The sequence below is a fragment of the Rhizobium moroccans genome (assembly GCF_057559155.1).
In genome coordinates this window covers 159,610-180,867 of record NZ_JBHFJG010000039.1, presented here as the reverse complement: position 1 = coordinate 180,867, position 21,258 = coordinate 159,610, and the positions used below count along the sequence as shown (strand labels likewise).

17 protein-coding genes and 2 pseudogenes are annotated in these 21,258 nt (G+C 59.6%); 11 read left to right on the top strand and 8 right to left on the bottom strand.

Translation table 11 applies throughout. The features are described from left to right. The 4 genes from ACE04I_RS18555 (at position 1) to ACE04I_RS18540 (ending at position 3,801) form a co-directional block, all read left to right on the top strand. Positions 1-819: a sugar phosphate isomerase/epimerase family protein gene (locus ACE04I_RS18555; protein WP_046793467.1), complete on the top strand. Its 819-nt coding sequence runs from the start codon at positions 1-3 to the stop codon at positions 817-819. 343 nt (positions 820-1,162) lie between these two features. Further along, complete coding sequence (locus tag ACE04I_RS18550; RefSeq protein ID WP_046793466.1) at positions 1,163-1,942, top strand: ABC transporter permease; 780 nt, start codon at positions 1,163-1,165, stop codon at positions 1,940-1,942. A gap of 29 nt (positions 1,943-1,971) precedes the next feature. Then, complete coding sequence (locus ACE04I_RS18545; protein WP_487207453.1) at positions 1,972-2,967, top strand: ABC transporter substrate-binding protein; 996 nt, start codon at positions 1,972-1,974, stop codon at positions 2,965-2,967. A 63-nt stretch (positions 2,968-3,030) separates the two neighbouring features. Continuing rightward, entirely contained in the window at positions 3,031-3,801 is a 771-nt protein-coding gene (locus ACE04I_RS18540) for an ABC transporter ATP-binding protein (RefSeq protein ID WP_046793721.1), read from the top strand. A gap of 263 nt (positions 3,802-4,064) precedes the next feature. Here ACE04I_RS18540 and ACE04I_RS18535 read toward each other — a convergent pair. The 3 genes and pseudogenes from ACE04I_RS18535 to ACE04I_RS18525 all read right to left on the bottom strand — a co-directional run. After that, positions 4,065-4,305, bottom strand: a pseudogene (locus ACE04I_RS18535) (GSU2403 family nucleotidyltransferase fold protein); the annotation flags it as partial. A gap of 505 nt (positions 4,306-4,810) precedes the next feature. Continuing rightward, positions 4,811-5,815: a cytochrome d ubiquinol oxidase subunit II gene (gene cydB / locus ACE04I_RS18530; protein WP_046793464.1), complete on the bottom strand. Its 1,005-nt coding sequence runs from the start codon at positions 5,813-5,815 to the stop codon at positions 4,811-4,813. Between the two features lie 10 nt (positions 5,816-5,825). Next, positions 5,826-7,226 (bottom strand): cytochrome ubiquinol oxidase subunit I, encoded by a 1,401-nt coding sequence (locus ACE04I_RS18525; RefSeq protein WP_280950043.1) that lies wholly within the window; start codon positions 7,224-7,226, stop codon positions 5,826-5,828. A gap of 388 nt (positions 7,227-7,614) precedes the next feature. Here ACE04I_RS18525 and ACE04I_RS18520 point away from each other — a divergent pair, with 388 nt between their 5' ends. The 7 genes and pseudogenes from ACE04I_RS18520 (at position 7,615) to ACE04I_RS18490 (ending at position 16,924) form a co-directional block, all read left to right on the top strand. Further along, complete coding sequence (locus ACE04I_RS18520; RefSeq protein WP_082118272.1) at positions 7,615-8,247, top strand: glutathione S-transferase family protein; 633 nt, start codon at positions 7,615-7,617, stop codon at positions 8,245-8,247. Between the two features lie 307 nt (positions 8,248-8,554). Continuing rightward, positions 8,555-9,222 (top strand): annotated as a pseudogene (locus ACE04I_RS18515) (ISNCY family transposase); the annotation flags it as partial. 501 nt (positions 9,223-9,723) lie between these two features. Next, positions 9,724-10,641, top strand: coding sequence for an NAD(P)/FAD-dependent oxidoreductase (locus ACE04I_RS18510; protein WP_046793461.1), 918 nt, complete (start codon positions 9,724-9,726; stop codon positions 10,639-10,641). A 676-nt stretch (positions 10,642-11,317) separates the two neighbouring features. Next, positions 11,318-13,234, top strand: coding sequence for an acyltransferase family protein (locus tag ACE04I_RS18505; RefSeq protein WP_487207452.1), 1,917 nt, complete (start codon positions 11,318-11,320; stop codon positions 13,232-13,234). A gap of 107 nt (positions 13,235-13,341) precedes the next feature. Further along, positions 13,342-13,926: a cupin domain-containing protein gene (locus ACE04I_RS18500; protein WP_487207451.1), complete on the top strand. Its 585-nt coding sequence runs from the start codon at positions 13,342-13,344 to the stop codon at positions 13,924-13,926. 73 nt (positions 13,927-13,999) lie between these two features. Then, entirely contained in the window at positions 14,000-15,304 is a 1,305-nt protein-coding gene (gene gabT, locus ACE04I_RS18495) for a 4-aminobutyrate--2-oxoglutarate transaminase (RefSeq protein ID WP_487207450.1), read from the top strand. Between the two features lie 66 nt (positions 15,305-15,370). Further along, positions 15,371-16,924, top strand: coding sequence for an acetolactate synthase large subunit (locus ACE04I_RS18490; protein ID WP_487207449.1), 1,554 nt, complete (start codon positions 15,371-15,373; stop codon positions 16,922-16,924). Between the two features lie 45 nt (positions 16,925-16,969). On the opposite strand, the gene ACE04I_RS18485 is transcribed toward ACE04I_RS18490, so the two are convergent. The 5 genes from ACE04I_RS18485 to ACE04I_RS18465 form a co-directional block, all read right to left on the bottom strand. Beyond that, on the bottom strand, positions 16,970-17,350 hold the full coding sequence (locus ACE04I_RS18485; RefSeq protein ID WP_046793718.1) for a RidA family protein: 381 nt from the start codon (positions 17,348-17,350) through the stop codon (positions 16,970-16,972). A 16-nt stretch (positions 17,351-17,366) separates the two neighbouring features. After that, positions 17,367-18,431, bottom strand: a complete 1,065-nt coding sequence (locus ACE04I_RS18480; RefSeq protein WP_046793458.1) for an ABC transporter ATP-binding protein — start codon at positions 18,429-18,431, stop codon at positions 17,367-17,369. Between the two features lie 16 nt (positions 18,432-18,447). Continuing rightward, positions 18,448-19,251 carry an ABC transporter permease gene (locus tag ACE04I_RS18475; RefSeq protein ID WP_487207448.1) on the bottom strand — a complete coding sequence of 268 codons (804 nt, stop codon included), beginning with the start codon at positions 19,249-19,251 and terminating at the stop codon, positions 18,448-18,450. A gap of 6 nt (positions 19,252-19,257) precedes the next feature. Further along, on the bottom strand, positions 19,258-20,106 hold the full coding sequence (locus ACE04I_RS18470) for an ABC transporter permease (protein WP_487207447.1): 849 nt from the start codon (positions 20,104-20,106) through the stop codon (positions 19,258-19,260). Between the two features lie 99 nt (positions 20,107-20,205). Next, positions 20,206-21,246, bottom strand: coding sequence for an ABC transporter substrate-binding protein (locus ACE04I_RS18465; protein ID WP_487207446.1), 1,041 nt, complete (start codon positions 21,244-21,246; stop codon positions 20,206-20,208). Between the last annotated feature and the right edge of the window lie 12 nt (positions 21,247-21,258).

Below are 21,258 nucleotides of genomic sequence, written 5' to 3'. Positions count from 1 at the left end.
ATGCTCGCGGCACAACATCTTTCCCTCAACACCGCGACCGTCCGGTCGCAGTGGAACCTCCGCCAGGCGATCGAAGGCTGCGCCCGGCACGGCTTCGGCGGCATCTCGCCATGGCGCGACAAGCTTGACGAGCTTGGCGCAGAAACGGCGGCAAGGTTGATCCGCGATGCGGGCCTCTCCGTGTCGGGACTTTGCCGCGGAGGCTGGTACACCATCGCGAACCCGCTCGATCAGAAGGCGATCGACGACAACAAGAAGGCGATCGACGACGCGGCAACCATCGGCGCGGAGTGCTTGGTCATGGTCGTCGGCGGTATGGTCCCCGGATCAAAGGACATCGCTGGAGCCAGGCAGATCGTCGAGGAGGGGCTCGCCAGGTCGCTGGAATATGCCCGTACCTGTGGTGTCAAGATTGCCATCGAGCCTCTGCATCCAATGTATGCCGCAGACCGCGCCTGTGTGAACACCATGCGCCAGGCACTCGATATCTGCGACAGGCTCGGCCCTGGAATCGGAGTGGCCGTCGACGTCTATCACGTCTGGTGGGACCCCGAAGTCGAGGCGCAGATCGACAGGGCAGGGCCCGAGCGCCTCATGGCCTTTCACATCTGCGATTGGCTGGTACCGACCACGGATCTCCTGCTTGACCGCGGCATGATGGGCGACGGGATTATCGATATTCCGAGGCTGAGATCGCGTGTCGAAGCCAACGGCTTCAAGGGCCTCAACGAGGTGGAGATATTCTCCACGAACAACTGGTGGAAGCGAGACGCCGACGAAGTGATGCGCACGATCGTCGATAGGGCAGTCGGCTGCTGACATATGTCTGGAGGGCGATACGAGAATTGGGCGCTACGGATCAGAGAACGGGAACTGATCCCTCGCGCGGATTTCACACCGGATCATTCAAATTGAAGGCGCGACTTATTGACTTTCGATGCAAATTTTTTCATTAATTCCCTAGATGGTGAATTAGTGAATCCGCCGAATTGCTGATCCCATACGGCTTGGCCGCGGCATGCCTGGGTTAGGGGACGCGGTATCTAGAACGCCAGAAAAGACAGAGTTCACAGACCCGACTGGCCGGCACCACAGAGCTCTCTAGAGGAGGAGAATGCGTGATGCGTCGTACCCACCAAACGGAAATCCGGAGGCCACGCTGATGCGTTCGATCAACTCTCCGATCGTGAGACCGGTGCTGCTGGTCCTCTTTCTGGTCCTCGTCTGGGATCTTGCCATTCGTCTATTCGACATCCCCGCCTATCTCATTCCGGCGCCGATCGATGTCGCGGTACAGATGTATGCGCAATGGCCCATGCTGCTGGCAGAGACCATTCCCACGCTGCAGGCGACGATCGGAGGCTTTCTGCTCTCCGTGGTGATCGGTGTGCCGCTCGCAATGCTCATTGCCTATTCCAGGACGATCGAGAGCTATGTCTATCCCCTGCTCGTCTTCTCGCAGAGCATTCCGAAGGTCGCGATCGCACCCCTATTCGTTGTCTGGTTCGGCTTTGGCCTCTTCCCGAAGGTCATCGTGGCATTCCTGCTCGGCTTCTTCCCGATCGTAGTATCCACCGTGCTCGGCTTCAAGTCGCTGGAATCCGACATGATCGATTTGGCCAAGTCCATGGGCAGCACCAAGCTGAAGATGTTCTACAAGATCAGCTTGCCGAACGCGCTGCCGGCGATCTTCGCGAGCATGAAGGTCTCCATCACGCTCGCAGTCGTCGGAGCAGTCGTCGGCGAGTTCGTGGGCTCGAATTCAGGGATCGGCTACGTGCTTCAGCGGGCGAACGGCAACTTCGATCTGCCTCTGATGTTCTCCGCGCTGATCATCCTGTCGCTCATGGGCGTGCTGCTCTTCGTGATTATCGACATCGCCGAGAAGCTGATGCTGCCGTGGCACATTTCCAACCGCTTGGCCACCGCCGGCGCGCATTAGAAGAATTCATCAAGGAGGAGGAAAGTCTGATGAAAATTTCTGCCCTGTTTCTCGGCGCAGCCGTCGCCGTCGCCAGTACCTTGTCACAACCGAATCTGGCCGTTGCGCAGGAGGCCGAGAAGGTCACGTTGATGCTCAACTGGTATGTCACGGGCCTGCATTCGCCAATCATTCTCGGCAAGGAGAAAGGGTTCTTCAAGGAGGAGGGCGTCGACCTTGAGATCCAGGAAGGCCGCGGCTCCGGCCCCACAGTTCAGGCAGTCGCGGCCGGCAACGTCACCATGGGCTTCGCCGACCTGACGACTATGATGGCGCTTGCAGTCAAAGGCGCCCCGGTCATCTCCATCGGCTCGGCGCTTCAGCGCAGCCCGTTCGCCGTCATCAGCCTCAAGGAGAAAGGCATCGATACTCCGGAGAAGGTGAAGGGGCTCACGATCGCCATGACAGCCGGGGACTCTCCGTCCCAATCCTGGCCTCTTTTCCTTGAGAAGAACAATCTCAAGGCGGGTGATTTCAAGACGGTCAACGGTGATGCCAAGACCAAGGTCAACTCCGTCATTACCGGCCAGGCCGATGCCCTTCTCGGCTTCGCGACCGACCAGGGCACGCAGATCGAAGCGGCCACCGGCAAGCCGGTCACGAACATGCTGTTCGCGGACTTCGGCGTCAACAGCATCGGATCATCGTTCATCGTGAACACCGAGACCGTCGAGGAAACCCCCGAGCTCCTTAGGAAGTTCATGCGTGCGGCTACGAAGTCGTTCGAATATGCGTCCGAGCATCCACAGGAAGCCGTTGACGCAGTCCACAAGGCGTATCCGAATTCCGGCACGCCGGAGAGCCTGATGACTGGGTTACAGACCGCCATCCCGCTCTTCAAGGCCAAGGGGACTGAGAACCTGCGGCCGTTGCGCGTTACGAATGCGCAGGTCGAAGAGACCATCGCAACGATGATCGCGGTCGGTACACTCCAGGCATCAGACAAAGCTGTCGGCAAGTACTACACCGATGCCTTCCTTCCGTGAGGTGTCGGCATGAGATCGCTCCGCGCATCCGAGGAAATGATGACAAATAGGTTCCCGAAGCAAGTGGACAGATCGACCCTCATCCAGTTGAACGGGGTCACGAAGAAATTCGGCTCCTTCGAGGCTCTCAAACCCATCGATCTCTCGATCAGGGAAGGGGAGTTCGTGTCGGTCGTAGGCCCGTCGGGCTGCGGCAAGAGCACGCTCCTTAAGCTGGTCGCGGGACTTGCGCCAATTTCTGACGGCGAGCTTCTGCTCGCTGGAAAGAAGATTTCGGGTCCTCAGACCGATGTCGGCATCGTGTTCCAAAGCTCGGTGCTTCTGGCCTGGCGGAACATCATCGACAACATCCTCCTCCAGGCGGAGATGCGCAACATGAACAAGGCGGAGGCGCGTTCACGCGCCGAAGCCCTGATCGCGATGGCTGGCCTGCAGGGCTTCGAGAAGAAGTATCCGTGGCAGCTTTCCGGCGGCATGCAGCAGCGCGCATCGATCTGCCGTGCGCTGCTCCATGACCCGCAGGTGCTCCTCATGGACGAGCCTTTCGGCGCGCTGGACGCGATGACGCGCGAGAAGATGAACGTGGAGCTGCAGCGGATCTGGCTCGAATCGAGAAAGACGGTTCTGCTGATCACGCATAGCATACCCGAAGCCGTGTACCTATCGGACCGGGTGGTCGTCATGAGCGAGCGACCCGGCTCCATCGCAGCGATCTACGACATCGATCTGCCGAGGCCGCGGGACCTGAGCGTCATGGCATCGACGCAGTTCGCCTCGTACACCAAGACAATCCGCCAGCATTTCTACGCTCAGGGCTCCCTCGACGACCACTAGCAGCGGGGCACGGAAGGGCTCCCATCTGCGCCGCAAAGGCAACTCGCTTCGGAACGAGGAGGTTCTATAGACACGATGGAAATGCCTCGCCAGAACGAGGCGCTCAAGTGCGCGACGTCCGGGCTGTGGAAAAGGTCGTCGGTCATGGCCGATGACCGGGAACATCCACTTCCATCCAACTAAAAACTTCGCGGCAGTGCCCCTAGGCGCGTGGGTGGCTTTGTCCTGGCCTGCGGTGAACGAATACCCCAGTGTCAACGGGGTCACCTTTTCAGCAGGCACCTTACGACATCGGGGCCGAGTGCGCGTTCGAGTGCTTTGACACCGTTCATGGGCAGTCTCGACAAGCCGCTAACGATGCCCTCCTTCCACGCGTCCCGCGCTCCCAGGCTTCTTCCCAGGCATCGCCAACTCGTCATTGTGGCGCCTCTCCGTGAGAGCTTCAAAGAGCAAGGCGGCTTGCGTTAGGTCTTTGTCGGCCTTCACACGGTCCAGCGCGTCCGAGTGCAGCGGCTCTCTGGGCGGCAAATTCCGCCACCGCGTTTTCGCAGTGCATCGTCGACGTAAGAAGCTATCTCCTACTCACCTCACCTCGTGGTTATAAGTCTCTGCCAAAACCTTATAACGGAGCGGTAGCGCGCGGACGACCATTCCGCTGGAGGACAGTTCGCCAAGCCTGGTGAAACTTCGGAGAGTCGTGAATCGCATCGATGCGGGTTTCGTCTTCACAGTCTTGACGAAAAGCGTGCGGGATTCTTGGCGCCAATCACCCCTTCAGGTGAATGCCGAACAAGTACGCCCTCATCAGCGCACGGCAGGAAATGTGCCGCTCGTCGAGGTCTGCTGTCGGCACAGCCGTGGCCGACAAGCGTCGTGAGGAAGAGCGTGGAAGGATTGGCAGAACATCATTGCAAAAAGGCTCGAATGACCAGGCCGACCGCTGTGACCGTACCAACGCCAGCCAACCACAGTCCAATGAACCACGCTGTCTTGCGGAAGCTGGTATTCATCAATGATAGCCCTCTCCATGATCAACCTTGCCTCTGAACACCCAGTAGGCGTAACCCGTATAGGCCAGGATCGTCGGCACGAGCACTGCAGCGCCAACCAATAGGAACTTGAGAGAGCTTTCCGGCGCTGCGGCATCCTTGATCGTTAGAACGCCGGGGATCATATATGGATAGAAGCTGATCCCAAGTCCTGTGAAGCTCAATACGAATAAGCCGAGCGCCGCCAGGAAAGGCTGTAGGTGCTTGTCGTGGGTGAGCCCATGCCAGAGCGCAATGGCGCAGACCGCCAGCAGCAGCGGAACGAAGGACGAAAAGAAGGCGGTGGGCCAGCGGAACCAGCGCTCGAAGTACATCTCGTTGATGAACGGCGTCCACAGCGATACGATGCCGATGAGCGCGAGAAGCAGGAGACTCAGAGGCCTAGCAAGCTTGGCAGATCGAGCTTGGATGTCTCCGCTGGTCTTGAGATTGAGCCAGGTAACGCCAAGGAGCGCGTAACCGACAAGAACCGCGACGCCGGTCAACACCGAGAAGGGGGTCAACCAATCCCACCATCCTCCCGCATACTGCCTGCCGCTCACGGTGATTCCCTGTACAAGAGCGCCAAGGGCGATACCCTGCATCAGAGCCGCGACGCTTGAACCTATCCAGAAACCAAAGTCCCACAGGTGGGACTCGTGATGGGTTCGCCAGCGGAACTCGAATGCCACGCCCCGGAAAATCAGGCTGATAAGCATCAGGATGATCGGCATGTAGAGGGCCGGAAGGATAATTGCGTAGGCGAGCGGAAAGACCGCCATCAATCCTCCACCGCCGAGTACCAGCCACGTCTCGTTGCCATCCCAGACGGGCGCGATCGTGTTGGTCATGACGTCCCGATCCCGACGGTTGCGGAAGAAGGGAAAGACGATGCCGATGCCGAGGTCGAAGCCGTCCAGCACGACATACGCCAGTACCGCGAAGGCGATGATGCCGGCCCAGATGAACGAGAGATCAATGTCCATAATGTCCTCCTTACGGATGATCCTGGGCAGGTCCCGGAGTGATGCCCGCAGTGCGGATTGGACCTGCCTCCAACTCGTGGTCTTCAAGCGGAGTCGGCGACCTGCGCATCAGCTTCAGGAGGTAGTAGACGCCTGCGCCGAACACGATGAAGTAGACGAGGATGAAGGTTAGAAGCGACGCGCCTACGGCTGGGGCCGAGACAGGCGACAGGCTCTCGGCTGTTCGCAGGTGGCCGTAGACGGTCCATGGCTGTCGTCCGACTTCAGTCGTGTACCAGCCGGCGAGGACGGCGACGAAGCCCGAACCTCCCATGGCGACCGCCATACGGTGAAGCCACGGCGTGTCGTATAGTTGCCCCTTCCAACGGGCCCAGAGCGACCAAACGCCGATGCCGAGCATCAGGAACCCGATGCCTACCATGATCCTGAACGTGATGAAGGGCATGAGCGCGGGAGGACGCTGGTCACGCGGCCATTCCTTCAGCCCTTTGATCTCCCCATCAAACTCGTGCTTCAGGATCAGCGAGCCAAGCTTCGGGACTTCGAGGGAGTAGTGGGTGGTTTCGGCTTCGTCGTCGGGGATGCCGAACAAGATTAGCGGAGCACCATCTTTATGAGTCTCGTAGTGGCCCTCCATGGCGGCGATCTTGGCGGGCTGGTGCTCCAACGTATTCAAGCCATGCAGGTCGCCGGCGAGTATCTGGATCGGCGTGACAATGGCTGCCATCCACATCGCCATCGAGAACATGATCCGAGCCTGGCGATTCTCGCGATCCCTGAGGAGATGCCATGCGCCCACCGCACCGACTGCGAAGGCGGTAGTCAGGAAGGCTGCCAGCACAGTATGGGTCATCCGGTACGGGAAGGAGGGATTGAAGATGATTTGCCACCAATCTTCCGGGATGAAGACGCCATTGGCGTCGATGCTGAACCCGGCAGGAGTGTGCATCCAGCTATTGGCTGAGGTGATCCATGTGGCCGAGATTAGAGTTCCTATGGCCACCATAGCGACGGCGACCATATGGGCAACATCGCCGACTCGCTTGCGGCCGAACAGGGCGATGCCGAGGAAACCAGCTTCCAGAAAAAAGGCGGTCAGGACCTCGTAGCCCATCAGCGGCCCGATGACTGGACCAGCCTTGTCGGAGAAGGCGGACCAGTTTGTGCCAAACTGGTAGCTCATGACGATGCCGGAGACCACGCCCATGGCGAAGGTAACGGCGAAGATCGTCTTCCAGTATTCGAAGAGCCTGAGGTAGGCTTCATCGCGCTTCCAGAGCCAGAGTGCGTTCAGAACTGCCAGATAACTCGCCGTCCCGATCGAGAAGGCTGGGAAGATGAAATGGAACGAGACGGTGAACGCGAACTGGATTCGCGCAAGCATCTCTGCTTCGAGGCCCATGAAGGTCATGACGGCTCCTTGAAACGACATTGGCTCTAACCACCGCAGTACTGCCGGGGGCAGTGTCTCTGACGAAATTCGGCGGCGCTGTCCCAGAAATAGAGGCGGCTGGATCCCAGCCAACCCTGTCCGATGTCGCGCGGCCGAATGCCACGCTGTTTTGTGATCGATGGCCAGCCTCCAACTCCCTGCGGATGTCCTAGGGATCGAAGTGGGCACGCTTCTCGCTGATCTTGCTATCCTTCAGCGCCAGAAGTTGAGCCCCTACGGGACGGCGGCGTATGTAGTGCAGGATCCAGTTACGATTTTTTTTATTCGCCTGTCGGCACGGGGCGCCGACAGGCGTCCTTGGAGTCGCTACACGATTTCAATGACCGTGAAGAATTAGGAGGCCGAAATGATGAAACTTTACGGGCTGGGCCCGACGCGCTCGCTTCGTGCACGTTGGGCTCTTCAGGAGCTTGATGCGGAGTTCGAGTTCGTGCCGGTCAATATAATGGCTGGCGAGAACCGGCATCCCGACTTCCTGCGCATTAATCCCGCCGGGAAGCTTCCGGTTCTGGTCGACGGCGACTTCGTCCTCACCGAATCCGCTGCGATCGTCATGTATCTGGCCGAGAAGTATGGCGACAAAGGTCTGATGCCTGCCGACCTGAAGGAGAGGGCGCTAGTCTATCGCTGGTCGCTGTTTGGGGTCACCGAGCTCGAGCAGCCGCTATGGCGGATGGCCAAGCATGGCTTCCTGTATCCCGAGGACAAGCGGCTGCCGGAAGACATCGCTCTCGCCAAAGAGGAATTTTTGGAGATGGCGGCTGTGCTTGAGCGCCACATGGACGGGCGTGAATTTATCGTCGGGGACAAGATCACGGTCGCCGATTGTGTTACCGCCTATGTTCTGGATTGGGGCGACGAAAACGGGCTGATCGACGGCTTCCCGAATCTTAAGGCGTATCTTGAGCGAATGTATGCACGCCCCAAAGCTCCGCAGCGGATCGCCGAGGCGTTTGCAAACCTCCAGCCGGTCCCCTGAGGATCCAAATCGTATCCCTGCGCGGCGTCGTTTTGGACAGTTGTCAAAGACGGCGCGCAAAGACACGAGTGCACTCAAAGTGGCAGGATTCAGTGACATCCAACATTCCATTTTGGATAAGCGGTGCTTCATAAGCCTTTGAGCTGCATTATATAATTTATAGTTCCATAAGCTATCTTATGTGATTTTTGGATGTAGAGGCTATTTAGTAATGCGACAGTTGGGCCAGTTAGAGATGCGACACCCTCGCCTCTCGACGTTCTGGTCAATGCCAACGTTGGGAGCAAGGATGACGACCTTCAGCCTGGTGGAGTGCGCCAATCAGACGCTGCAGGATCGCCTCGTGAAGGAATTACGGCTTCGCGGCATAGATACTATCGAGGCAGCCAATATCTATGCGTCAGAATTTATTGCGGATTTCAATTCCCGGTTCGGTAAACCGCCACGCAATCCGAAAGATATGCACCGGCCACTGGCCGATCATGAGAACCTTGACGGCGCCATGTGCCGCAAGGAAGTCCGCACGCTGTCGCAAGCCCTGACGCTGCGCTATGACAAGGTGCTGTTCATTCTCGATCCGACTGATCTTCCAGATCCATGGCGGGTAAGAAGGTCGTCGTTTGCGACTATCCGGATGGCCGTCTGGAGATCATGCACGAGAGCTTTGCCCTGCCCTATAGAACCTTCGACAAGTTGCGATCGGTGCATCGATCCGAAGTCGTTGAGAACAAGCGTTTGGACGACGTGCTGTCGATCGTCGCCGAGATGCAGGCCGGACGCCAACAGCAACGTAGCAAGAGCGGCCCTCGCCGCACTGGCCAGACGGATCATATGTTTGGGATACCGGATGGCAGTAAGAGCAATGGCTATCAGAAGCGCGGTCGCAAGCCCGGTCGGCGGAAGGATTTCATGAATGATCCAGAGGTGATTGCCAAAAGGCAGAAGGCGCTGGCGAGGATGGAAGCGGCGGAATGAACGGGTGTGAACATAGTCTCAAAGCTAAAGCCCAAGGGGCGCGTCCCACTCGCGCCCGACCACGCTTGCAACCCCGACCAGCCGCATGCTCGGGCGCTGATCGGCAGAGCCAGTGTCGCGTTTCTAGCTGGCTGGCGGCGCCGCACCTCTAACCAGCTTTGACATCGGAACTAGCCAGGTGGGTTCAAGGATGAAGTGCGACTTGCGAATGGTACCAATGGTTGTCACTCGCAAGGAAGCCGCAATGAGACACATATACTCCCATGCGGGCGCTCTGTGAACTGAACATCGAGGTCGCCTGCCCTGACGTCCGGCAACACTGCTTTCCGCGGCCTGCACCCGCCCTACTTTATCCCCATGTGCAACGACCACGAACAACACGTCCGCGACCCCGACTATCAGTCGATGATGCAGGACCTCGCACTGAAGATTCCTGATCACCAGACGGAACGTGACCTGCCCGAAAAGGACGACCTCAGGAGAGGAGGCAGCGGCTAAGGCATGGCAGATGAGGTGGCAGACTGCATCGTGATCGGTGGCGGACCGGCTGGACTGACTGCGGCGATCTACCTCGCCCGCTATCATCTGTCAGTCACGGTGTTCGATGACAACACGAGCCGCGCGGCGGTTATTCCTGTCTCCCACAATCATGCAGGATTTCCGGACGGGATCAGCGGCAAGGACCTTCTCGACCGGATGCGGAAGCAGACCATCCACTATGGAGTTGCCATCCACCGCTGGAAAGTTTCAGCTCTTGAGAAGAGCGGCGCCGTGTTCACCGCACATCATGACGGCGGCGCGGTCAGCGCACGGTCCGTCCTGCTGGCAACTGGCGTAATCAACCGCCGGCCGCAAATGCCTCAGGCGCAGCACGACGAAGCTGTGGCACGGGGTCTGATCCGCTACTGCCCCGTCTGCGATGGATTCGAGGTGACCGATCGGGCAATCGGGGTGATCGGCACCGGGACGAAAGGCTACAAGGAAGCGCTGTTCCTACGCAGCTACACCCGCGACGTTACGCTGATCTCACCGGAAGGCTCGCATGAGCTATCTCCGAAGCAGGAGCGGCATCTTGCCGAGTGCGACGTACGCACGGTGTCTGGCCCTGTGGCCAAGCTCGAACTCCAGGAGGAAACGATCAGCACCGATCTAGGTGGGATGAAGCTCTGCTTCGCATCTGTATATCCGGCGCTCGGTTCCGATGTTCGCTCGGAGTTGGTGAAGGGCCTGGGAGCGAGGCGATCTGGTGACGGCTGCGTCATAGTCGATGCCCACCAGCGCTCTACGGTGCCTGGATTGTACGCTGCCGGCGACGTCGTCGTGGGACTCGACCAGATCGGTCATGCCATGGGACAAGCAGGCGTAGCCGCGACCGCGATCCGAAACGACCTGTGCGAGTTGGCCACGCTCTTACGGTGACTTCACTCGTACCTTTGAATGCTGCTACGTCCCGGCAGATCGGACCTAGCATTCCAAACCTGCGTGTTAAACTACCTCGCGCGGGCCAGCCTCATTGCTTTCAGCTTCTCCGTCTTTGCGCGCCGCCGTTCGGTTTCCTCGTCGATTATCGATATGGCGACTTCGTGGGTCCGCTCGAAGCGGCGCCGCCTCTCATCCATCGGGCGAAGTTTCTCTTCTGGGATTGAAGGATTCTCTGTCATGCCAGCTAAATAGCGCCCAAAGTTTCATGAACAAGCTCCAGCGATGGCGTCCCGATGGCTGGTCGGCAAATCGGCGGAAGCCAACCCATTGTAATCCGCAAAGGCGGAAGCTGACTCACAAAGTGGCAGTGATCGTTCCATGTGATGCCGAGTGAATCCGTGACAGCGCAGGGCAAATTTCCAACCTAAGATGACAACCTTCTTGTTCTCGTGACATTTCTGCCGTTACATGCGTTTGGGCTGACCGGTTGTCGCTAGCCCGAAAGGCGAGCACTCGTTTGATCCAGAGTGCTTCACCTCATCTGTCTGTGAGGCCATTCTCCCGCATTGCGGTGGCCTCCAGCACAAGCATGCCTATGAATTGAGAGGCTGCGCCTCTCCTGCGTCGTCACGAATTCACGGTTCTAGGTTTATGTTCAGACAGTGAGGTGTACATGAGGTATCGCCCCGACGTGGATGGCCTGAGAGCCGTCGCCATTCTTCCGGTCCTGCTTTTTCATTCCGGTGTTTCTGGTTTCTCGGGTGGCTTCGTCGGTGTCGACGTCTTCTTCGTTATCTCCGGCTACGTGATTGCCTTGAGCCTGCTCAATGATCTCGAGAATGGAAAATTCTCGATCTTGCGCTTTTACGCCAAGCGCGTCCGGCGCATTTTTCCGGCTCTCTTCGTCACCGTCGCCATCACATGCGTCATCGCCTATCTTTTGTTTATCCCCTCGTACTTTCTTGATTTCTCAAAGAGTCTGCTTGCGACATCGATCTTTATGTCCAACATGTATTTCTGGAAGGCGTCCGGATATTTTGCCGCCGATTCAGTATTCAGTCCGTTGCTGCATACGTGGTCGCTCTCAGTTGAAGAGCAATACTATATATTCATGCCGATCGCGACGTTCATCATCTATCGCTTTTTCGGAAAGCGATGGCTGCTGACCTTGCTGCCTGTGATTCTCGTCAGCTTCGTGCTGAGCGTCTATGCGACCACCACCGCTCCGACCGCCAATTTCTACGTCCTGCCGACCCGGGCCTGGGAGCTGTTGCTCGGAGCAGCGCTCGCCCTGGGCATGATACCCATGGTGAGGTCCCGCTGGCTTGCCGAGGCGATCGGGTTTCTCGGTCTTGGCCTGATCGCCTTTGCGGTCTTCACGTTCGATGAGGCCACGCCGTTTCCGGGCTTGAACGCGCTTTATCCATGCCTCGGCAGCGTGCTTTTGATCTATGTCGGCAAATCGCCTGCCCGGCCCCTGGCGACATCGATCCTGTCGCTGCCTCCGATGGTCGGGATCGGCCTGATCTCCTATTCCCTGTATCTGGTTCACTGGCCAATCGTTTCCTTTTTCCGCTACCAGACCCTCGACCACCCGACCACAATCCAGGCATTCGCCATCGTCGCCGCCAGCTTCATCCTGGCCTACCTGTCATGGCGCTTTGTCGAACAGCCGTTCCGCACACCCAACCCGGCGATCACGCAGCCGCGGCTTCTGGCAGGCGGCGTGGCTGCGATCGTTGTTTTCGCGGCGGCCGGCGCTGTCGGCATCGCTTCCGGAGGCTTTCCCGGGCGCACTCCAGACTTTACCGAGCAGAAGATTGCCGGCCACGAGCAATGGAACCAGGGCAAGTGCTTCCTGTCCAACGACCCGGACTATCGCAAATGGAGTGCCGACGACTGCGCGATCACGCAAAGTGACGGGCCGGTGGCACTTCTGTGGGGCGACTCCTTTGCCGCTCAATACGTTCCGGGGATCGCAGCCAATTCCGCACGGATCCCGATGAAGATCCTCCAGTACACGGCCGCGGGCTGCCCGCCGATCATTTCCTACTATTCCTATGCCCGGCCGCGCTGCACCGAGTTTAATGCCAATGCTTTGAAGATCATCAAGGATCTGAACATCGACACGGTGATCCTCAGCGCCCGTTGGACGGACCTGCAATTGCGCGGGTTGGACCAGCTCGAAAGCACGCTCGCACAACTTAAGCCGCTTGGTACGAAGGTTTACGTCATCGGCCAGTCGCCGCAGTTTTCCACCAGCGTGCAGGTGATCGCCTATGCTAAGGGAAGCCGCGAGCCGGACGCCGTGGACAAATGGAAGATCTTCTTCGACCCGGCCATCAACGCTGAAATCAAGCACTATGCTGGCGCGGCTGCATTCATCGATCCGTTGCCTTCACTTTGCTCCGGCGTGGAATGCCCGTATCGCGAAAAAGGCCAGTATCTGTACGAGGACGCCGAGCATTTCTCGGTCGAGGGCAGCAAGCTGGCAGTAGCTGCCTACTTCCCGCTCGTAGGCCCAGCGCCCTTGCCCGCCGAGCCTTCACCTGCCCCGGTGGCAGCGGAAACCGTGTCAGATCTGCGGTAACCGATGAATGGATCTCGTTTCTTAATAGTTATGCTCAAAATATCATCCAGTTGAACAATCCATCGTTCCACGTCATAACCTGCCGACAGCGAGTGGAAAGATGTGAAATGGACCAGAAATTCGACATCGGCGCCCGCCTGAACGCCATGCGCGTCGCGGCGGGCCTTTCGCAGCGCCAGCTGGCCGAGCGCGCAGGCGTGCCGCATGCTCAGATATCGAACGTCGAGACCAACAAGGTCAGCCCTTCGGTCGCCACCTTGAGGAAAATCCTGAACGGCCTCGGGGTCGGCATGGGCGATTTCTTCGAGCCGGAAAGAAGCCCGCCGAAAGGCCCGTTCTTCTCCGCTCATGAACTGGTCGACCTCACCTCCAAGATAGCAGCCTCCCCGATCTCGGACAGCGACGGCACGCTGATTTTTCGACAAATCGGTGATGCTCGAGCCCATAACCTTCAGATTTTACACGAGATCTACGAGGCCAATGCCGATACGGGCGATACGCTTCTTCAGCATGCGTCTTCCGAAGGCGGCTTTGTCGTCGAAGGCGAGCTGGAGGTAACCGTGGGTGATGAGGTCCGGGTGCTGAAGGCGGGCGAAGCCTATCTCTTCGACAGCCGCGTGCCTCACCGCTTCCGCAATCTTTCCGACCGTCGCACCATCGTCATTTCGGCCTGCTCGCCACCTTATTTATGATTCTGGACGGCATCTATTGCTCAATATAATGAGCAGCATTATAGCTGAGTCATCGACAACAGGGGAGATTGTCATGACCGCCTCAGCAGATCTTCAAACACGCCAGAAATCCGCAGTTGCGGGCGGGGTCGGCACCCGCTCCATCTTTGCGGAGAAGGCGCTGAATGCCGAGCTATGGGATGTGGAGGGGCGCCGCTTTATCGACTTCGCGGCTGGCATCGCCGTCAATAACACCGGTCATCGCCATCCGAAGGTCATGGGCGCGGTCGCAGAGCAGGCCGAGCATTTCACCCATACCTGCTTCCACGTGGCGCCCTATGAGGGCTATATCCGGCTTGCGGAGCGGCTGAACGGGATCGCTCCGACCGGTGCGGAAAACCGTACCATGCTGGTGACGACCGGTGCCGAGGCCGTCGAGAACGCCATCAAGATCGCCCGCGCCTATACTGGCCGCTCCGGCGTGGTCGCCTTTTCCGGCGCCTTCCACGGCCGCACGCTGCTCGGCATGGCGCTCACCGGCAAGGTCATGCCCTACAAGAAGAACTTCGGCCCCTTCCCGGCCGAGGTCTTCCACGCGCCCTTCCCCAATCCCTATCTCGGCGTCTCGACCGATGAAGCAGTCGCCGGACTTGAGTGGTTGTTCGCAGCTGACGTCGACCCTCAGCGGATCGCGGCCTTCATCGTCGAGCCCGTCCAGGGTGAAGGCGGCTTCAACGTCGCGCCGAAGGAATTCCTGGTCCGCCTGCGCGAGATCGCCGACCGGCACGGCATCGTGCTGATCGCCGACGAGGTTCAGGCCGGCATGGCCCGCACCGGCAAAATGTTCGGCTTCGAGCATGCGGGCGTGAAGCCGGACCTCGTCACCATGGCCAAGGGGTTGGCCGGCGGGTTTCCGCTTTCGGCCGTCACCGGCAGAGCGGAGATCATGAACGCGGCGCATCCGGGCGGGCTCGGGGGCACCTATGCGGGCAATCCGCTCGCCGTTGCCGCCGCCAACGCCGTGCTCGACGTCATCGAAGAAGAGAGGCTCTGCGAGCGTGCAGCCGAGATCGGCCGCAGGATCAACGATCGCCTCACGTCCATCGCCGCGCGCCAGGGAATGGAGCGGATCGGCGATGTCCGCGGCCCAGGCGCCATGGTCGCCTTCGAGTTGGTCGAGGATCGCGTCTCCAAGGCTGCAGCACCGGCTATCACCACCCGCATCGTCGCGGAGGCGGAAGCGCGGGGCCTCATTCTTCTGTCTTGCGGAACGCGCCTCAATGTGATCCGCTTGCTGGCACCTCTCACCATTGAATGGGAGGTCTTGGAGGAAGGGCTGGATATCCTAGAGGCCTCGATCGAGGCCGCCTTCTCGGATACCGCGTCCGCAGCGGCCTGATCCTTGCTCTCCGAAAATGGACCGAACCCGGTTCGCTTCGCCACTCCCCTAGAAGAGGAAATGTCCATGAACGGCGCCGATATGCTTTGTGATGTCCTTTTGGTGAATGGCGTCGATGTCTGCTTTGCCAATCCGGGTACATCGGAGATGCACTTCGTCGCCGCGCTCGACAGGAAGCCCGCCATGCGCTGCGTGCTCGGACTTTCCGAAGGTGTAGTGACCGGTGCGGCGGATGGCTATGCCCGCATGGCGGACAAGCCGGCTGCTACCTTGCTGCACCTTGGCCCAGGTCTCGCAAACGGGTTGGCAAACCTTCACAATGCCCGCCGCGCCCGCACGCCGATCCTCAATGTCGTTGGCGATCATGCCTCCTATCACCTGCAATATGACGCGCCACTGACGAGTGATATCGAGAGCCTCGCACGACCGATGTCGCATTGGGTCGGGCGCGCCGCCGGCGCCCAGGACATCCGCCGTTGCACGGAGGAGGGTTTCACGGCCTCCATTGCCCGGCGGGGCGTCTCCTCCATGATCCTGCCCGCGGATGCCGCCTGGGGCGAGGTTTCGCCCGTGCAGCTTTCGCCCGTCGTGGTTCCCTCCCCTTCCTCTATCGATCCCGAAGCGCTCAAGGCTTCCGCCGATGCACTTCGCAGCGGCAAACGTGTCGTCATCCTCCTTGCAGGCCAGGCCATGCGGGAAAAGCCGGTGAATACCGCCGGCCGGATCGCCGCCGCGACCGGTGCGGCTCTCTTCTCCACCTCCTCCGCGAGAAGCGCGCGCGGGGCAGGTCGTGCCCTTGTCAGACCGGTGCCCTACAATATCGAGCTGGCAATCGAGGCGCTGAAGGATTTCGAGGTGGCAATCTGCATTGGCGCCTCGCGGCCGGTGACATTCTTCGCCTATCCGGGAAAGCCGAGCACCACGCTGCCTCCCGGCTGCGATGTTATCCAACTGGCCGGACATGAACACGATCTTGCCGAAGTGCTGGAGCAGTTGGCCGATGAACTCGGCATCGCGCCGAATGCCGCGTTCGTAGAAAATCCGTTCCGGCAGAACGACATCCAGGTTCGCAGAGGCGCCTTGACGCCCGATGCAATCAGCCTGGCCATCGCCCGCCATCTGCCCGAAAACGCGATCGTCATAGACGAAGCGCTGACCTCGATCGGCCAGCACAATGCCCTAGCGCCTTGCCTTCATCCGCATGACCATCTGCCGATCACCGGCGGTTCCATCGGCATCGGCATTCCGCTGGCGACCGGCGCTGCGATCGGCGCCTCGGATCGCAAGGTGATCGCCATGCAGGCAGATGGCAGCGGCATGTATACGGTGCAGGGATTGTGGACGCAGGCGCGCGAACAGCTCGACGTCGTCACCATCGTCTTCGCCAATAGCGCCTACCGCATTCTGCAGGGCGAGATGGTGAATGTCGGGGTCAATTCCTACGGCGTGAACGCTCGCAAAATGCTCGATCTCGACCAGCCTAAGCTTGATTGGTGCTCGCTCGCCAAAGGGCTCGGCGTCGAATCCGGGCGCGCCACGACGACGGAAGAGTTCGTGAAGCTCTATGAGAGGGCGCTCGGATGCAAGGGACCGTTCCTCATAGAAGCCGTGATGGCCTGATCAACCTTGGTCCGGAGGCCATGACATCCGCAGCGGACGACCTCCCTATGCTGCCCTGGTCGCTGCGACCATGATCATCTCGACTTTCATGTCGGGGCTTGCGAGTCGCGCCTCGAAACAGGCGCGCGCCGGCGGGGCGACGTCGGTGACCCATTCGTCCCAGACCTCGTTCATGGCGGCATAGTCGTCCATGTTGGCGAGCATGATGGCACAGAAGATCACGCCCTGCTTGGCCGAGCCGATCTCGGCCAGCCGCCCTTCCGCCTTGGCGAGCAACTGACGGGTCTGTTCGGCCGCACTAAGCGATCCGTCATAAGGCGCTTGCGGCGTGCAGGCGAAATAACCGGTACCCTGGTGAACGACGGCGAGGCTGCCGCGCTTGCCGATGCCGAAGCGGTGGATGATGGAGGAGAAATCTTGCGTCATGAGATAGATCACCTGATTACTTCGTGATGACGAATACGGAATCTGGCGTCCAGCTTATGCAGCATTCCTCGCCTTCCTTGATGATGACGACATCGGCGCCGAGCACACGTACCCGCATGGTGAGATCCCCTGCCCGGCCGATAACGAGTGCATTGTCGCCGTAGTTGACGATCGTCTCGACCGTCATGCGCACGTTCTTGCGGCCTTCGATTGGACTGCGGGAAAGCTTGATATGTTCGGGACGGATCAGCAGCGTCACCGGCTGGCCATCGGAGAGGACCTCCGTGCCCGCATAGTCGAAGGAATCGAGTACCGGGTTCTCGGCTATCCTGGCGCTCGCATTCGTCACCGTTGCGGGAATGAGATTGCTCTCGCCGATGAATGCGGCGACGAATGAGGTTTGCGGGCGATGATAGATGTCGAGTGGCGCTGCAGCCTGCTCGATGCGTCCCTTTTCGAAGACGACGATGCGGTCGGACATGGACATGGCTTCCGACTGGTCGTGGGTCACGAAGATCGTCGTGACCCCAAGGCTGCGCTGGATGCGCTTGATCTCGATCTGCATCTGCTCGCGCAAATTCTTGTCGAGCGCGCCTAGCGGCTCATCGAGGAGGAGCAGCGACGGCTCGAACACCAGTGCACGCGCCAGCGCCACACGCTGCTGCTGGCCGCCTGACAGCTCCTTCGGATGACGGTGGCCGAAACCCTTCAGGCCGACGAGCGAGAGCATGTCCTCCGCCTTTTTCAGCCCCTGGCTGCGGCTGACCCCGCGCATCTGTAGCGGAAAATAAACGTTCTCCACCGCCGTCTTGTGCGGAAAGAGCGCGTAGTTCTGGAAGACGATGCCGATGTTGCGCTCATGCGGTGCAAGCTGCGTGATCGACTGGCCGCCCACCTGAACAAGTCCGGACGTTGCCTTTTCGAATCCGGCGATGATCATCAGTGTCGTCGTCTTGCCTGAGCCGCTTGGGCCCAGGAAGGTCACGAACTCTCCTTTTTCGACCGAAAGATTGACGTCGCTGAGCGCCGTGAAATGCCCGTAGGTCTTGGTGATGCTGGAGAGCTGCAGATAACTGGTCATGGGAATTCCTTGGAAATCACTGTGCGCCGACGGGTTTGCTCGGCTTCGGAGCGCGGCTGCGCAGCGCGCTGATGAAATAGGGAGCCACGATGCCGACGAGGACTATGGCGAACAGAAGCGTGGAGATGACCGCGATCACCGGATCGGCTTCCTGGCGGATGCTGTCGAACATCTTGCGTGGCAGGGTCTCCGCGCCGCGGCCGGAGATGAAGATCGCCACCACGGTTTCGTCGAAGGATTGGACGAAGGCAAAGAGCGCACTGATGATGAGGCCCGGCCTCAGGATCGGCAGCGTCACATGGATGAAGGTTCTTGCCGGGTTGGCGCCGAGGCTTTGAGCCGCCCGCTCAAGGTTCCTGTCGAAGCCCTTCAGATTGGCCGACAACACCAGGAACGCGATCGGGACCGACAGGCAGGTATGGGCCAGGATGACACCGAAATGGGTGTGCACGAGCCGTAGCTGACCGAAATAGGAATAGTAGCCCACCGCCATTACGATGTGCGGCACGGCAAGCGGCATCAGCATCATGAGGTCGGCGAAACCTTTGCCGCGGAAGCGGTGCCGTACCAGGGCAAAGGTGGCCGGCACCACCAGAAGCATGGTGAGGATCATCGTCGCCGTGGCGATCAGGATGCTGTTCCAGGTGGGGATCAGCCAGCTCATGTCCGTGAAGTAGGCCCGGTAATAGCCGAGCCAATAGCCTGGTGGCGGAAACTGTAGCGATCGGGCGTCGGAGAACGACATCGGCACGACGATGACGAGCGGTGCAGCGATGAAAAGAACGACAAGAAAGCCGGCCCAGCGCATGAATGTGTTCATGGACGATCACCCCCAGAGTTTGTCGAGGCCGAAGCGGCGGTGATAGATGGTGAGGATAACGAGGGTGACCGCGAGCAGCACCATGGCCATGGCCGAACCGAGGCCGAAGGCGAGGAACTCTTCGATCTGGTGCCCAATCAGGCCGGCGATCATCTGCTCGCGCGGGCTGCCGAGCAGAACCGGCGTCACGTAAAAGCCGAGGCAGATGACGAAGACAAGCACTGAGCCGTTTGCAATGCCCGGCGCCGTAAGCGGCAGGTAGACGTGCCGGAACAGGGAAAAGCCCTTGGCGCCGAGACTTTCGGCCGAACGAATGAGCGCCGGATCGATCTTTTTCATCACCGAATAGATGTTCATGATCATGTAGGGCGCCAGGATATGGATCATCGCGAGCGTGGAGGAGAAGCGCGTGAAGAGAAGCTGTGGCGGGCTCTCGATGCCGATCATCTGCAGGAAGGCGATCAACGGCCCGTTATTGCCGAGCAACACCATCCAGGAATAGGTGCGCACCAGGAAGCTGGTCCAGAAACTCATGGTCACCAGAAGCAGGATCAGCATCGCGGTGCGAGGCTTGGAATGGGCCATCAGGTAGGCGAGCGGATATCCCACCAGAAGGCAGCATGCAGTGACGAAAGCTGCCGTCAGAAAGGTGTTCAGGAAGACACGCTGGTAAAGCGCTCCGGTCAACACCTTCGTATAGTTGGCGAGCGTGGGGCGCGGCTCCGTAAAGCTCATGATCGCCACGTCGGCGAGCGGAACCACGAAGAAGATGAGCATATAGATGCCCAGCGGCGCCAGGAGAAGCCAGGGCCAGATGTTAGGCTTTTCTGTGAGTTTTGAAAGACTTGTGCCCATTGCCGCTCCCCTTTTCTAGTTTCGGCATGTCGCATGGCATCGCGCGGTGATCCGCGCGATGCTTTTAAATGGATGATGCAGGCGATCTTGAAGAGCGGATCAGCTCGCGATCCATTCTTCGAAGCGCTCGGCAATCTCTGCCGGATCGGCGCCAAAGTTCGCCATGTCCTGCTCGAAGGTCCGGGAATAGTTCTCCGGCGACGTGGGCATGCGCTTGGCTTCCTCCGCGGTGACGAATTCACCGGAAGCGGGGTTCAGTGGCCCATAGTCGGCCGCCTTGCAGAACCCGGCCAGCGGCTTGGCGCTGGTTGCGAATTGGACGAATTTCTTGGCGTTCTCGAGATTCGGCGTGTCCTTGGCCACCACCCAGTAGGAGCGATCGATTTCACCCTGGTCCCAGGTCATGGCGACCGGTGCTCTTGCCTTTTCCGCCTCGAAAAAGCGGCCGTGCCAGATGCCGATCATGTCGACTTCGCCGTCGCGCAGGATCTGGGTCGATTGGGCTCCGGCCGTCCACCAGACCCGGATGTGAGGCTTGATCTTGTCGAGCGAGGCGAAGGCCCGGTCGACGTCAAGCGGATAGAGGTCCTTCACGGCGACACCGTCGGCGAGAAGCGCGATCGGCAGAACACGGGCGGCATAGCGTTGCAGCGAACGCCCACCGGGAAACTTCTGCATGTTCCAGAAGTCCGCCCAGGTCTTCGGCGCCTCCTTGTATTTGTCGGAACGCCAGGCAAGCACCGTGGCAAACGCGTGCGAAGCGATGCCGTTCTCGAACAGGCCGCCCTCATAAGGGGCTTCCAGCTCCTCGATGATGCCCGCGTCGTTGGCGCGCACGAGTTCGCCGGCACCGAGCGTCGTCACGTCGAACTCGTAGATGCCGGTGTTCACCTGCTGGGCGAGCTTGGCAAAGGAGACCGGAGAAACGGTCTTCACCTGAATTCCGGTCTCTGCGGTGAATGGGTCGATCAGATGCGCCTTGGCCGCCTCTTCCCAAGGTCCGCCCCAGGTGTTGACGTAGAGTACGTTTTCCTGGCCGCGCGCGATATAGGGTGCGGCGAGCGAAGCACTCACGGCCGCACCCGCCGTCTTCAGAAACGTGCGCCGATCCGGCATGAGGAAAGCCTTCCTTGCAGGCATGTCTGTTCTCCT